Source organism: Nonomuraea sp. NPDC049486 (assembly GCF_040676925.1).
In the GTDB taxonomy this organism is placed as follows: domain Bacteria; phylum Actinomycetota; class Actinomycetes; order Streptosporangiales; family Streptosporangiaceae; genus Nonomuraea; species Nonomuraea ferruginea.
In genome coordinates this window covers 297,936-311,668 of sequence record NZ_JBFAPV010000007.1, presented here as the reverse complement: position 1 = coordinate 311,668, position 13,733 = coordinate 297,936, and the positions used below count along the sequence as shown (strand labels likewise).

The following is a 13,733-nucleotide window of genomic DNA, read 5'->3' as shown; positions in this document are numbered from 1 at the left end:
CCCCTGTACGAGTCGCTCCTTGATCACGACACTACCCGCGAAGTTCGGCCGTCCCTCGCCTCCACCCTCTAGGGTCACGAGCAGTGATGAGGTCGCCACGGACGCTGTCGGCGGCGAAAGCGGGGGTTCAAGGTGTCTGACCAGCGAGTTCATGCACATCCTGTGGCGTCGTCCGAATGGCTGCGCGCGGCGCGGAACGCGCGGTCCCTTTCCCTGGTCACGCTCGTCTGGCTCGGCGTGGAGAGCACGCTGGGGCTGGCGGCCGGGTTCGGCGCGCACTCGGTCGCGCTGATCGGGTGGGGGCTGTCGGCCCTGGTGGAGGCGCTGGCCAGCCTGATCGTGGTGTGGCGGTTCACCGGCGAGCGCACGCTGTCGGAGACGGCCGAGCTCCGGGCGCGGCGGGCCGTGGCGGTGAGCTTCTGGCTGCTCGCCCCGTACCTGATCGTGCATGTGGGCCACGACTTGGACGCCGGCCACCGCGCGGAGGTGAGCCTGCTCGGCATCGTGGTGACGTCGGTGAGCCTGGTCAGCATGCCGGTGCTGGGCGTGCTGAAGCGGCGGCTGGGGGTGCGGCTGGCGTCCGGGGCGACCGCGGGCGAGGGCACCCAGAACATCATCTGCGGTCTGACGGCCGCGGGCGTGCTCGCCGGGCTCTGGTTCAACACCCTCGGCCTGTGGTGGGTCGATCCGATCGTGGCGCTGGTCCTCGCCGTAGTCGCGGTACGCGAAGGGATACGGGCGTGGCGTGGTCACACGTGCTGCCACTGAACACGACCCTGAGTAATTACTGCACCAAAAGAGGTGTTTTGCCCCGGCAAGCCTACCGAGTATCGTTCCCCGGGTATCGAGGAGTACCACCCGCCAGGGTCTCCGGAAGGTCAGGCTCAGCCAGGCGATCAAGAACACCAAGAGGGACACCGTGGGGCGACACCGCACAGACGACATCGACGGCGGCTACCGAGCCCAGGACCCATCTTCCCGCTCCGCGCGCAGACGGGCGCGTGGACGCGGACGGGTCCTGGTGCCGCTCGCGGGAGCCGTGGCGCTGGCGGTGCTGCTCGGCGTAGCGGCGTTCGTCATCTTCACCCGCGAACACGACTGCTCCGCCGGAAGGCTGCCGCTGCGGGTGGTGGCGAGCCCGGACATCCAGCCGGCGCTGAACAAGATCGCGGGCACGTACACCAAGGCCCTGCACTCGATCGACAGCAAGTGCGTCGAGGTCACGGTGGCCAAGGAGACCTCCGCGAAGGCCGCGAGCGCGGTCGCCGCGGGCAAGTTCGCCGGTGACATCTGGGTGCCCGACTCCAGCCTGATCCTGAGCCAGCTGAGCAGCCGCGTGTCGGAGCAGGTCGAGGTGCCCCAGCCCGCCGGTTCGATCGCCTCCTCGCCCGTCGTGCTGGCGACGGCCGCGTCCGCGGCGGCCAAGCTGGAGGGCACGCTGAAGCCGAGCTGGTCCGGCCTGGTGGCGGCGGCGAACGTGGCCGACCCCGACGGCCCCGGCAAGAAGGTGCGCGTGGTCGCCCTCGACCCGCAGAAGAGCTCGGCCGGGATGGCGGCCCTGATGGCCGCGTCCGGCGTGGCCAGGGAGGCGGGCCAGAGCAAGGCGCTGGTGGGCGCGCTCAAGGAGCTGTCGGGCCAGGTCGCGGCCGACTCGACCGCGCTGCTCGCCAGCCTCACGGTCAAGTCCGGCGGGAAGGTGCCGATCGGCGTCAGCTCCGAGCAGGCCATCCACGTGCACAACACGAAGAAGCCGGAGACGCCGGCGGTCGCGCTCTACCCGGCCGAGGGCACGCTGAGCCTCGACTATCCCCTCACCGTCCTCACGAAGGACCTGGCGACGCAGAAGGCCGCGGCCGACTTCCGCCAGGAGCTGGCCAAGGAGTCCGCGCTCAAGGTGCTGCGCGCGCAGGGCTTCCGCGGCCCCGACGGCACGGCGGGCGAGGCGCTGTCGGAGGCCAAGGGCTTCGTCCCCGCCGCCCCCAAGGCGCTGCCGGAGCCCGACGTCAAGACGGTCGCCACCGTCAGCCAGACCTGGACCAGGCTGAACCTCGGCACCCGCCTGCTCACGCTGCTCGACGTCTCGGGCACGATGGCGCTGCCGGTCCCCGGCACGAACCTGACCCGCATGCAGGCCATCAGCAAGATCGCCACCGAGGGCCTGACGCTGTTCCCGGCGAACTCCGAGATGGGCGTGTGGATGTTCTCCACCCACCTCGACGGCCAGGGCAAGGACTGGAAGGAAGTCGTCTCCGTCGGCCCGCTCACCCAGAGCGTCGACGGCGTGCTGCGCAAGGACGCGCTGGCCAGGGAGCTCGCCTCGGTCCAGGCCAAGGCCACCGGCGACACCGGCCTGAACGACACGATCAAGGCCGCCTACACCGAGATGACCAAGACGTACGCCCGAGACAGGATCAACACGCTGCTGATCCTGACCGACGGCGCGGGGAACGACGACCCCGACGGCGGCGTCAGCGACGCGGAGATCCTGCGGTTCCTGAAGGAGACCTACAACCCGGAGCGGCCGGTCAGCATCCTGCTGATCGCGTTCGGCCCCGAGGCGCAGGCGGGCAAGCGGCAGATGGACGCGGTGGCGCGGGCCACCGGCGGCGAGGCCTACATCGCCAAGGACCCGCTCCAGGTGCGCGACTTCTTCCTCCAGGGCATGGAACGCCGCCTCTGCTCCCCCAACTGCGACGGCTGACACAACCGTCACATCTACCCCTGTTTTACCTGGTTAAGCCACTTGGGCACGACCTGGCAACCCGCCGGGCACCAGGGACGTCCTCTACGCCGGGGATTCCTTGTCACCCGCGGGGAGGTACTGGTGCCTGGATGGCCGGCGGTCGACCGCGCCCACGATCTGGAACTGGTGGCGGCGTTGCGGCGCGCCGATCCGGGTGCGCCTGAGCGCCTGTACGACGCGTACGGCGACCGGCTGCACGACTACGCCGCCTCGCTCCTGGGCGACCGGCGCGCGGCCGACGCGGTGCACGACGCGGTGGTGACCGCGCAGGGGTGCGCCGACCGGCTGCGCGAGCCGGCCAGGTTACGCGCCTGGCTGTACGCGCTGGTCAGGTTCCAGGCGATGGCCAGGCTCGGCCACCATCGCGGGGCCGCGGCGCCGCTGGACGACCCCGACGACCACGAGCTGGCCGAGCTCGTCGGGGCCGCGCTGGGCGAGATGCGCAGGAGCGAGCGGGAGATCCTGGAGCTGTCGACGCGGCACGGGCTCACGCCCGCCGAGGTCGGCTCGGTGCTGGGGCTGACCTCGCGGCAGGCGGCGAGCAGGCTGCGCCGGTCGCGCGACCTGCTGGAGAACGCGGCCGCGGCGGTGGTGCTGGCCAGGACCGGCCGGGCGCACTGCCCCGAGCTCTCGGCGCTGGTGGACTCGTGGGAGGGGCCGCTGACGCCGCCGCTGCGCCGGCGGCTGGCCGCGCACATCGGCGGCTGCGAGGTCTGCACCGAGCGGCGGCGCGCGCAGGTGTCCGCGGTGCGGCTGCTGGAGATGCTCCCGGTGGCGTACGCGCCGTTCTCCCTGCGCGAGCGGGTGCTCGGCACGTGCGCGGACCCGGCGCTGGGCGACACCCGCACGATGATCCTGGACCGGGGCGACGGCTTCGACCGCGGCGGCTTCCCCGTGCCGCCCGGCCGGTCGCGGCGGCGCGGGCGGCGCGGGCTCGCGCCGGCGCTGCTGGCGGCCGCGGCGCTGCTGGCCGGCACGGCCGTGCTGGTCGCCATGACCGGCCACGAGGGCGCCAAGACCGCGCTGGACCTGCGGCCCGAGGGCTCGCCCACCGCACACGTGCTGCCGGAGAGCCCGCCGGCCGAGACCGAGGAGGAGTCCGGCCCCACCCCGAGCCCGAGCGAGAGCAGGCGCGAGCGCACGCCGTCGCCGAAGCCGACGCGGCGGCCCGCCGCCGACCTGGCGACCACCAGGCCCCCGGCCGTCAGCACCCCCACCCGGCGGCGGGCCGCCCGTCCCGCCAGGCTCACCACGACCTGCCCGGAAGAGGTGGCCGGCGCCGCCACGATCGGGTTGCGCGCCCGCAACAGGACTGTCTCCTGGAAGGCCGCGGCGTCGGAAGGACTGGGCGTGGTCCCGGCCGCGGGCTCGATCAAGCCCGGCGGCACGGCGGTCGTCTGGGTCACGGTGGAGGATCCCGGCACAGAGGGCAGCGGAACGGTGACGATCACCTCGAACGGCGGCGGCTCGGCCTGCGCGCTGAGCTGGGACGACCCGGCCGTGCCAGGCCCCACCAGGCTGCCCGACGACGACGTCACCGCGAGCGCCGGACCGACCGGCACACCGGTGCCCGAAGCCGCCAGTTCGTCATCGCGTTAAAAAATGCGATAAGTCGGACGCGAAGTCGGTACGTGTGTGGCAGATAGGGCATCCTGGTGTAGCTGGGGAACGTGTCAGGCCGAGGTGGTTCCTACCCATGTGGTCAATCCCACATGGGTAAGTGGCGACCTGCGGTAAACCTGACGTGGTCCTCACGCGTCGGCGTTGACGCGCGCGCGCATGGATTGATGCCATGGAGCGATCAACCGCGCACCTCGAAGCGAAGAACCGGGAGAGAGACGGCATGCTCAAGCAGCACCGCAGAGCGGTCACGTGGCTGCTCTCGCTGGCCTGCATAGCGGGGGCGGTCATCGCTCTGCTCGACATCGACACGCCTCTGCGGCCGTTCCTGATCTCCCTCTTCCTTCTGGTCGTGCCGGGCACCGCGGTCGTCGGCCTGTTGCGCGATCGTGATCCGCTTGCCGCACTATCGGTAGGAGCCGCCGCGAGCCTCGTGATCAACGTGCTGCTGGCCCAGGCCATGCTGCTGTTCGACGCGTGGTCACCCCGGGCGGGCGTGGCGACGGTCGCCGTGCTCGGCGGGTTCATGTACGTGCTTCGCGTGTTGTACCGGGGGAAGAACATGCAGACCGAACAGGGGGCCAGGGCAAGGTGAAGATCAGCGTCGTGCGCCCGCGCGAGCTTGGCGGGCCCGAGCGGGCACGATGGCGGGAGCTCCAGAAGGCCGACCCGAGTCTGGACAATCCGTTCCTGTCGGTGGAGTTCGCGCTCGCCATGGATCAATTGCGGGATTATGTACGGGTTGCCGTTATTGAGAACGAAGACCGTATTGTCGGATTTTTTCCCTATGAGCGACACAATTTCGGTATTGGTAAGCCTCTCGGCGGATTCCTGACTACTTGTCATGGTTTGATCGCTGCTCCCGATCTGCAGCTCGACGCCCGCGCGCTCCTGCGCGCGTGCAGGCTCACCGTGTACGACTTCGACCACCTGGTCGCCGGCCAGCCGACGTTCGCCCCGTACGAGAGCGACGTCCGCCCGGCGCCGGTCATGGACTTCACCACCGGCTTCGACAACTGGCTCGACCAGGTCAAGGCCAACTCCCCGAAGAATCTCAAGACTGTCCGCTACAAGGAGCGCAAGCTCGGCAGGGAACACGGCGGGCTCCGGCTCGCCTGGGCCTCCGATGACGAGTCCGAGCTTCGCACGCTCCTGTCCTGGAAGTCCGATCAGTACCGGCGCACCGGCAGGGTCGACAGGTTCGCCCAGCCGTGGATCGTCGAACTGACCGGTCTGATGCACGCCTCGAGGTCGCCCGACTTCTCCGGCGTGCTCACCATGTTGTACGCGGGAGACGTGCCTGTGGCCGGCCATTTCGGGCTGATGACGGCCACCACGCTCGTCGGCTGGTTCCCCGCGTACGACACCGAATACGCCCGATACTCCCCCGGCATCGTCCACCACATGCAGATGGCGGAGGCTGCGGCCAAGAGCGGCCTGCACATCATCGACATGGGCAAGGGCGGCAAGGAGTACAAGGACTGGCTCAAGAGCGGCACTCTCTACGTCGCCGAGGGGCGCGTGTCCAGGCCGACGCCGGCGGCGGCCGTCCACTGGATCGGCCGAACTCCTTTCAACAAGGCCCGAACTATCGTGCTGGATCGGCCGTCTCTCTATAAGGCAGCCGATCGAGTCCTCAAAGGATTCGGGCGGGTCCGCAGTACCGTCCAGCACGATCCGAACGCAGTACCGAAGGAAGTGCCGGGAGCGCCCTAGTGGCGGTCCGTCAGCACTTCAGCAGCACAACCCGAGCACCACCCGCACCTCACTGGACCGGCCGATGCACCACCTGTCTCGTCAGGCGTTCCCTCAGCACCGGGGAAACACTGGCGCCGGCACGCCGCGGCCGGTCCCGGAAGGATCAACTTCGCCATGAGTTCCGACACCGTCCAGCACAACGGCAAGAGCCACGTCATGCCCTTGCGTTCGATGCCGCCTATTGAGCGATTCACGCCGATCACGCCCCACTTGGCCATTTCACCCACAGTGAGTGTGGTAGTTCCGGCGATGAACGAGGCGGAGAACCTGCCCCATGTGTTCGCCACGCTGCCGCAGTGGATCGACGAGATCGTGCTCGTCGACGGCAACTCCGTCGACGACACGGTGGCCGTGGCACGGCGCCTGCGGCCCAATGTCAAGATCGTCACGCAGACCGGGAAGGGCAAGGGCAACGCCCTCGCGGAGGGCTTCGCCGCCTGCACGGGCGACATCATCGTGATGATCGACGCCGACGGCTCGACGGACGGCCACGAGATCATCTCGTTCGTGGGCGCCCTCATGACCGGGGCCGACTTCGTGAAGGGCTCGCGCTACGCCTCCGGAGGCGGCAGCGACGACCTGACCTTCAGCCGCCGCTTCGGCAACAGGGTCCTCACCGGCATCGTCAACAAGATGTACGGCACCCAGTACACCGACCTCTGCTACGGCTACAACGCCTTCTGGTCGCGTCACCTCGACGTGCTCGACCTCGACTGCGACGGCTTCGAGGTCGAGACGCTGATGAACATCCGCGCCGCCAAGGGCGGGCTCAAGGTGCACGAGGTGCCCAGCCACGAGCGCGACCGCATCCACGGCGAGAGCAACCTGCACGTGGTACGCGACGGCCTGCGCGTGCTCAGGACGATCATGCGTGAGTGGCGTCGCCAGCCCGCGCCGCCCAGGCCCGAGCCGGCCGCCGCCCCAGCCGCGGACCGGGGTGTGGCGTAAGCGCTCGAACGCCTGAAGGAATCGTCGTGAACACGTCTGTCGTCATCTGCGTCTACACCGAGGACCGGTGGGAGGACATCAGGGAGGCCGTGGAGTCGGTGGAGCGCCAGACGCGCCCGCCCCGCGAGCTGATCCTGGTCGTCGACCACAACCCCGACCTGCACCTGAGACTCAAGCGCGCCTATCCACACGCGATCGTCGTGGAGAACTCGCACGAGCAGGGCCTGTCGGGCGGCAAGAACACCGGCGTGGCCATCGCCAACGGTGAGATCGTCGCGTTCCTCGACGACGACGCGGTCGCCGATCCCGGCTGGCTGGAGGCTTTGGAGGAGGGCTTCCAGGATCCGGGTGTCGTCGGCGTGGGCGGTCGCACCGAACCCATCTGGGCTTCAGGCCGGAGGCCGCGCTGGTTCCCGCACGAGTTCGACTGGACGGTCGGCTGCAGCTACCGGGGCATGCCCCAGGTGAAGGCGCCGATCCGCAACGTGATGGGAGGCAACGCGGCCTTCCTGCGCGAGGCGGTGTCCGAGGTGGGCGGCTTCCACAGCGGCATCGGCCGGAGCGTGCAGGGCCGCAAGAGCCGGCCGCTGGGCTGCGAGGAGACCGAGTTCTGCATCCGCCTGAGTCAGCGGAAGCCGGGCTCGGTCATGCTCTTCCAGCCCACGGCGGCGATCGGGCACAAGGTGTCAAGGCAGCGGGAGACGTTCGGCTACTTCCGCTCCCGCTGCTACGCGGAGGGCCTGTCGAAGGCCCTGGTGACCCAGGAGGTGGGCACCCAGGACGGGCTGTCCAGCGAGCGGGCGCACGCGATGAAGACGCTGCCGCTGGGCGCGCTGCGCGGTCTCGGCGAGGCGCTCAGAGGCGACCTCGGCGGCCTGGGCCGGGCCGGCGCGATCGTGGTCGGGCTGGCCTGGACCGCCTGGGGCTACCTGGTGGGCTCGATCCGGCTGAAGGGGGTGCGCTCGTGATCCGGGTGCCGATCCTGATGTACCACTCCGTCACCGACTCGCCCAACGAGGAGACCAAACCGCACTCGGTGCGCCCCTCCGACCTGGACGAGCAGCTCGCCTACCTGGCGGAGAGCGGCTTCACCCCGTTGACGCTGGGCGACCTGGTCGCCCGGCTCAACAAGATCAACGGCGTCGAGCTGCCCGGCAAGCCGATCGTGCTCACGTTCGACGACGGCTACGCCGACTTCCACACGAAGGCGCTGCCCCTGCTGGAGCGCCACGCGTTCCCCGCCACGGTCTTCCTGACCAGCGGGTGGGTGGCCGACGCGGGCAAGGACGCCGCGGGCCGGCCGCTGGACGACATGCTGAGCTGGACCCAGGCCCGCGAGGCCGCCCAGACCGGCATCGAGATCGGCGGCCACAGCCACAGCCACCCGCAGCTCGACCAGCTCCCGGGCGAGGAGCTGCGCCAGGAGCTGCGCCGCAACAAGGGCCTGCTCGAAGACAAGCTCGGCACTCCTGTGGCGACCATGGCCTATCCCTACGGCTACTCCAGCGCGCGGGTCCGCCGCGAGGTGCGCAAGGCCGGCTACTTCGCCGCCTGCGCGGTGAACAACACGATCGCGGCCGACGGCCACGACGTGCTCGCCATCCCGCGCCTGACCGTCGCCCGCCACACCACGATCAGCATGTTCAAGAAGGCCGTCGAGGGCACCGCCGTGCCCCTGATCTACCTGCGCGAACGCATCCTGACCAAGGGCTACGCCGTCGTCAGAAGGACGCGATACGGGCTGCAACGGGTTCGCGGCAATGTCTAGCCTCTGGCGGAAGGTGCTGAGCGACCTCCGCAACCCGCTCTTCCGCAACGGCTACGCGCTGATGGCCAACACCGGCATCACCGCGGTGCTCGGCATGGGCTACTGGCTGCTGGCGGCCCACTACTTCTCCGAGGAGGAGTTCGGCCGGGGCCAGGCGGTCATCACGCTGATGCGGCTGTTCGCGTCGCTGACCGCGCTGGGCCTGGTCGGGGCGCTGGCGCGTTACCTGCCGATCGGCGGCCGGAGCACGCCGGGGCTCATCCTGCGCGGCTACGGGATCGCCGCCGCCACGGGCGTGACCGCCGCGATCGGCTTCCTGCTGACGCTGCCCCTGTGGGGCGACACCTACGCCGTGCTCGGCGGGTTCGGCCCCGGGCTGTTCTTCCTCGGCGCGGTCGCGGTCTGGGCCGTCTTCACGCTCCAGGACGTGGTGCTGACCGGGCTGCGCAACGCCGTCTGGGTCCCGGTCAACAGCATCGTGTTCGGCCTGATGAAGATGGGGCTGCTGGTCGCGCTCGCCGGGGCGCTGCCCGACGGCGGGATCTTCGTCTCCTGGATGGTGCCGACGGCGATCGCGCTGATCCCGATCAACTGGCTGATCTTCGGGGTGGTGGTGCCGCGGCACATGCGGCAGACCGCCGAGCGGCACCCGCACCCTCCAGGGCTGCGCGAGATCGGCAGGTTCCTGTCCGGCGACTTCCCCGGCACGCTCTCCGTACTGGCGATCGTCTACCTGGTGCCGGTGGCCGTGGCCACCCAGGTGAGCGAGGCGACGTTCGGCCGCTTCTCGATGGCCCACACGCTGGGCTGCATGATCGAGCTGCTGGCCATGAACATGGCCGTGTCGCTGACCGTGGAGGGGTCCTTCGACCGGTCCCAGCTGGCGGTCAACTGCCGCAACGCGCTGCGCAGGGCCTTAATGATCATCGTGCCCATCATCGTGGTAGCCGTCGCCGCCGCCCCGCTCATCCTGCAGATCTTCGGTGACTCCTTCGCCGCCGAGGGGACGCTGCTGTTGCGGCTCATGGCGCTGGCCGTGCTGCCGCGCGTGCTGATCGAGATCTACCTGAGCGCGCTGCGCGCACAGGGCGAGGTACGGAAGCTGGCGTTCCTGCAGATCGGGCTCGCGGCGCTGGTGCTGACCTCGATCGCGGTGCTGTTCCCGTTCGCGAGCGTCGAAGCGGTGGGGTACGGCATGCTGATCAGCCAGAGTCTCATCGCATTGGTGATCTTCGGAAAACTACGTAAAATTCTCAGACCTGCCGACACTAGGCTGCTCAGCGTCGCTCAGGGGTCGCCCGGGGCCCCATGATGGTCACGTGAGGCAACGGGACGGCGATCGTATGACAGCGCGTTTCACCGGCTCTTCCGGCGTACGGGGGGACACGGGAGAGGAGTCAGAGGTGCCCTTCGATCCGGAGGCTACGGGGATCATCCCGCGGCTGGACCTCGATGCCGCCAAGGACCGAGCCGACACGCCCAAGCCCGCCGACGCGGACCAGCCCACCGACGGCTCGGCCGACGACCGCCCGTCCGACGAAGAGGCGGCCGAAGAGCCCCCCGCCGACGCCGAGCGGCCTGCCGGAGAGCGTGCCGCGGCTTCCTCCGGAGGCGACTCCGCCGAGGACGAGCGCGGAGCGAAGCGGGACTCCGAGGACGTCAGCCAGACCCTGACCTTCCGCATCCCCGGCCCGCCGTCGGTCCACATCGGACGCCCGCCGACCGCCGAAGAGGCCGCTGCCGCGGCCGCCCCACCACCCGCGTCCAAGGGCACCACCGCCTCCAAGGCGCAACCCGTACCCGAGAAGACCCGGTCCGCCCAGAAGGCCGTGCCCGACACGGAGAAGACCCGCTCGGGCGAGACGTCCGTACCCGAGGCAGAGACCCGCTTGGGTGAAAAGGCAGAGACCCGCTCGGGCAAGAAGGCCGCACCCGAGACGGAGGCCCGCCCGGGCAAGAAGGCCGTAGCCGAGGCAGAAGAGGCCCGCTCGGGTCAGAAGCCGGTGGGCGATGCGGCCAAGCCGAAGGCTGAGGGGGCGGCCCCCGCTGCCGCATCTGGGCAAGGGGACGCCGAGCCGGAGACGGCCACGCTGCCCAAGCTCAAGTTCGGCCCTTCGGCCAAGCCCACGGAGGACGTCTCCGGCACGACTCCGTTCCCCGCGCAGCAGGCCAGTAAGGACCCCGGCGCAACCACGGCCCCGCCGACCACGGACTTCACCTCCCCCTCGACCGGCGGAGTCTCACGACCGGCCGCCAAGGGCTCGCCGGCGCCCACCGCTCCCAGGGGCAAGACCACGGGGGCGGGTGCCTCGGCGGCGTCCGCGCCCGCCAAGGGCAAGCCCGGGCAGCCGGGCGCGAAGGCGGAAGACGGCGGACAGGAGACCACGTCCCCACAGGACGCGACGGCCACCCAAACCTCGATCGCTCTCCAAAAGGACCCGGCGGCACCCCGTACTTCGACGGCTCTCCAGAAAGACCCGGCGACCGCCCAAACCCCGGCAGCTCTCAAAAAGGACCCGGCGGCACCCCAAACTCCGGCGGGTCCCCAGAAGGACCCCGCGGCACCCCAGACTCCGGCGGGTCTCCAGAAAGACCCAGCGGCACCTCAGGGTCCGGCGGGTCTCCAAAAAGACCCGGCGGAAGCTCCAGCGGCCTCCAAGCAGGGCGCGGCGGCCGCGCAAACCGCGACCGCGGTGCGGCAGAAGCCTGTCGCGACGCCAGGCGTCGCGGGCGAGCAGGGAGGGCGCTGGGCGAGGTTGCTGGCCAGCGCGCCCAGGTGGCTGCCCGTGCTGCTGGTGCTCGAAGGTCTGGTCATGTACGTGCTGGCGGTCAAGGCGCCGCCCGGCCCGTACTGGGGTGTCGACCCCGAGGAGATCAACGGCCTGGGCCTGATCTCGGCGCTGCCCGTCACCGCGTTCGCGGCCATCCTCATCATGGTCGTGTCGTTCTTCGTCACGGTCGCCCAGAGCACCGACCGCAAGTTCCTGCTGTTGTTCCAGATCGCGGCCATCACGTTCGCCCTGCACGGCGTGGGCGCGCTGGTGGCCGAGGAACCCAGGTTCCCGACCGCGTACATCCATGCCGGTTTCGTGGAGTTCATCGGCAGGACCGGCGAGACGGCCATCAACATCGACGCCCGCATGGGCTGGCCGGGCTTCTTCGCGCTGTTCGCGTTCGTCACGAAGGCCGCCGGGATCGAGGACCTGACGCCGATACTCAACTGGTCGCCGCTGCTGTCCAACCTGCTCTACCTGCTGCCGTTCGTGCTCATCCTGCGCCAGGTGGTGGCGACCACGCGGGCGCGCTGGTTCGCGGCGCTGCTGTTCATCCTGGTCCAGTGGATCGGGCAGGACTACTTCTCGCCGCAGGGCTTCACGTTCGCCCTCTATCTGGTGTTCGTGGCGATCCTGCTGCGCTGGTTCGGGCGGGTGGAGCCGCGCACCAAGCCGATCCCGCCGAAGGGGCTGCGCAGGCTGCTGGCCCGCCTGGACGCGATGACGCCGGGCGAGCTGGCCAACACCGGCATGTTCCGGGCCGACAAGCTGCTCATGCTCATGCTGCTGCTGGCCCTGTTCGTGGCCGCGACGGCGTCCCACCAGATCACGCCGTTCATGATGCTCGGCGTGCTGACGGCGTTCCTGCTGTTCAAGCGGACCTCGCTGACGTGGGGGCTGCCGTTCTTCCTCGGCCTGGTGGTGCTGACCTGGATCAGCTACATGGCCGTCGGCTTCTGGGTCGGCCAGATCGACACGATCTTCGGCGGGCTCGGCCGGGTGCTCGACAACCTGCAGACCAACACGGGCGACCGGATCGAGGGCACCGACGCGCTGCACGCCCTGGTGCTGCAGGCGCGGCTGGGCATCCTGGTGGTGATCCTGGCGCTGGCGGCGGTGGGCCTGTTCAGGCGGCTGCACCGCGGCGTGTTCGACCGGGCGGCGCTGATCCTGCTCTGCGTGCCGGCGCTGGCACTGGCGATGCAGAGCTACGGCGGCGAGATGGGGCTGCGCATCTACATGTTCGCGCTGCCCGGCGCGTGCCTGCTGGCCGCGTACGCGTTCTTCCCCAACATGCCGGCCGACAGCGCCGACGTGCGCGAGGAGACCGTCCCGCTGCGCAAGCGGAACGTGCGCTTCAACCCCGACCTGACGAGGAAGATCTCGCTGGTGCTGGCCGCGTGCATGGCGGTGGCGTTCGCGGGCGCCTTCCTGGTCGCCCGCTACGGCAACGAGAAGTTCGAGCGGGTGACCTCGGGCGAGGTCGCGGCCATGCACTACGTGTACGAGCACGACAAGCCGAGCGCCCGGGTGGTCTACCTGGTGCCGAAGCTGGGCCCGGAGGTCACGCCCACGCTGCCGTGGGGCGAGCGCGACATCGAGCTGGTCAACTTCGCCGGCCAGGCGCAGGTGTTCAAGGACCCGACGAACATCACCGGGGTGATCGACTCCCTGAAGCCCGGCCCCGAGAGCCCGCGCAACACCTACGTGGTGGTCAGCCGCGGCCAGGTCAGCTACCTGCAGCTCAACGAGGGCTTCCCTGAGGGCTGGGGCGAGAAGTTCCGGGCCGCGCTGGACGCCGCGCCGGAGCTGAAGAGGGTCTTCTCCAACGACGACGCCGCTCTCTACACCTGGGGCAAGTTCGTGCGCGGCACGGAGATCCCCGATCCTCGCCCGTACAAGGTGCAGGGGGAGCCCACCTCGCCGTGGACGCCGGTCGGCATCGGGGCGCTGGCCGTGACCTGGATCGCGCTGTTCGGCTACGAGGTGATCAGGCTCAACGGCCCCCGCCGGGCGCCACGCGCCCGCCGCTGGATGCTGGCGGTGGCCATCCCGGCCTTCGCGGTGGCGCTCGGGGTGATCGTGGAGCGGTTCGTCTACATCGCGGGCCTCAACTGACGGT

Annotated in this window: 10 protein-coding genes; all 10 read left to right on the top strand. The window is 70.0% G+C overall.

Annotation, left to right across the window (positions count from 1 at the left end):
* Nucleotides 1-162 precede the first annotated feature (162 nt).
* The 10 genes from AB0K05_RS22350 to AB0K05_RS22305 all read left to right on the top strand — a co-directional run bounded on the left by AB0K05_RS22350 (nt 163) and on the right by AB0K05_RS22305 (nt 13,729).
* Nucleotides 163-768 carry a hypothetical protein gene (locus AB0K05_RS22350; RefSeq protein ID WP_219543813.1) on the top strand — a complete coding sequence of 202 codons (606 nt, stop codon included), beginning with the start codon at nt 163-165 and terminating at the stop codon, nt 766-768.
* 253 nt (nt 769-1,021) lie between these two features.
* Nucleotides 1,022-2,701 (top strand): substrate-binding and VWA domain-containing protein, encoded by a 1,680-nt coding sequence (locus AB0K05_RS22345; protein ID WP_261808348.1) that lies wholly within the window; start codon nt 1,022-1,024, stop codon nt 2,699-2,701.
* A gap of 123 nt (nt 2,702-2,824) precedes the next feature.
* Entirely contained in the window at nt 2,825-4,342 is a 1,518-nt protein-coding gene (locus AB0K05_RS22340) for a sigma-70 family RNA polymerase sigma factor (protein WP_364231270.1), read from the top strand.
* Between the two features lie 193 nt (nt 4,343-4,535).
* On the top strand, nt 4,536-4,958 hold the full coding sequence (locus AB0K05_RS22335) for a hypothetical protein (protein WP_246639421.1): 423 nt from the start codon (nt 4,536-4,538) through the stop codon (nt 4,956-4,958).
* Complete coding sequence (locus AB0K05_RS22330; protein ID WP_148029650.1) at nt 4,955-6,079, top strand: GNAT family N-acetyltransferase; 1,125 nt, start codon at nt 4,955-4,957, stop codon at nt 6,077-6,079. Before AB0K05_RS22335 ends, AB0K05_RS22330 begins: the two co-directional genes overlap by 4 nt.
* Before the next feature lie 156 nt (nt 6,080-6,235).
* Nucleotides 6,236-7,069 (top strand): glycosyltransferase family 2 protein, encoded by an 834-nt coding sequence (locus AB0K05_RS22325; RefSeq protein ID WP_148029649.1) that lies wholly within the window; start codon nt 6,236-6,238, stop codon nt 7,067-7,069.
* 26 nt (nt 7,070-7,095) lie between these two features.
* Nucleotides 7,096-8,037, top strand: a complete 942-nt coding sequence (locus AB0K05_RS22320) for a glycosyltransferase family 2 protein (protein WP_219543811.1) — start codon at nt 7,096-7,098, stop codon at nt 8,035-8,037.
* The gene (locus AB0K05_RS22315) at nt 8,034-8,837 is read left to right on the top strand and encodes a polysaccharide deacetylase family protein (RefSeq protein WP_148029647.1); all 804 of its coding nucleotides are present in this window, start codon (nt 8,034-8,036) and stop codon (nt 8,835-8,837) included. Before AB0K05_RS22320 ends, AB0K05_RS22315 begins: the two co-directional genes overlap by 4 nt.
* A gap of 13 nt (nt 8,838-8,850) precedes the next feature.
* Nucleotides 8,851-10,149: a hypothetical protein gene (locus AB0K05_RS22310; protein WP_148029646.1), complete on the top strand. Its 1,299-nt coding sequence runs from the start codon at nt 8,851-8,853 to the stop codon at nt 10,147-10,149.
* A 91-nt stretch (nt 10,150-10,240) separates the two neighbouring features.
* On the top strand, nt 10,241-13,729 hold the full coding sequence (locus AB0K05_RS22305; protein ID WP_364231266.1) for a hypothetical protein: 3,489 nt from the start codon (nt 10,241-10,243) through the stop codon (nt 13,727-13,729).
* Nucleotides 13,730-13,733: the final 4 nt, after the last annotated feature.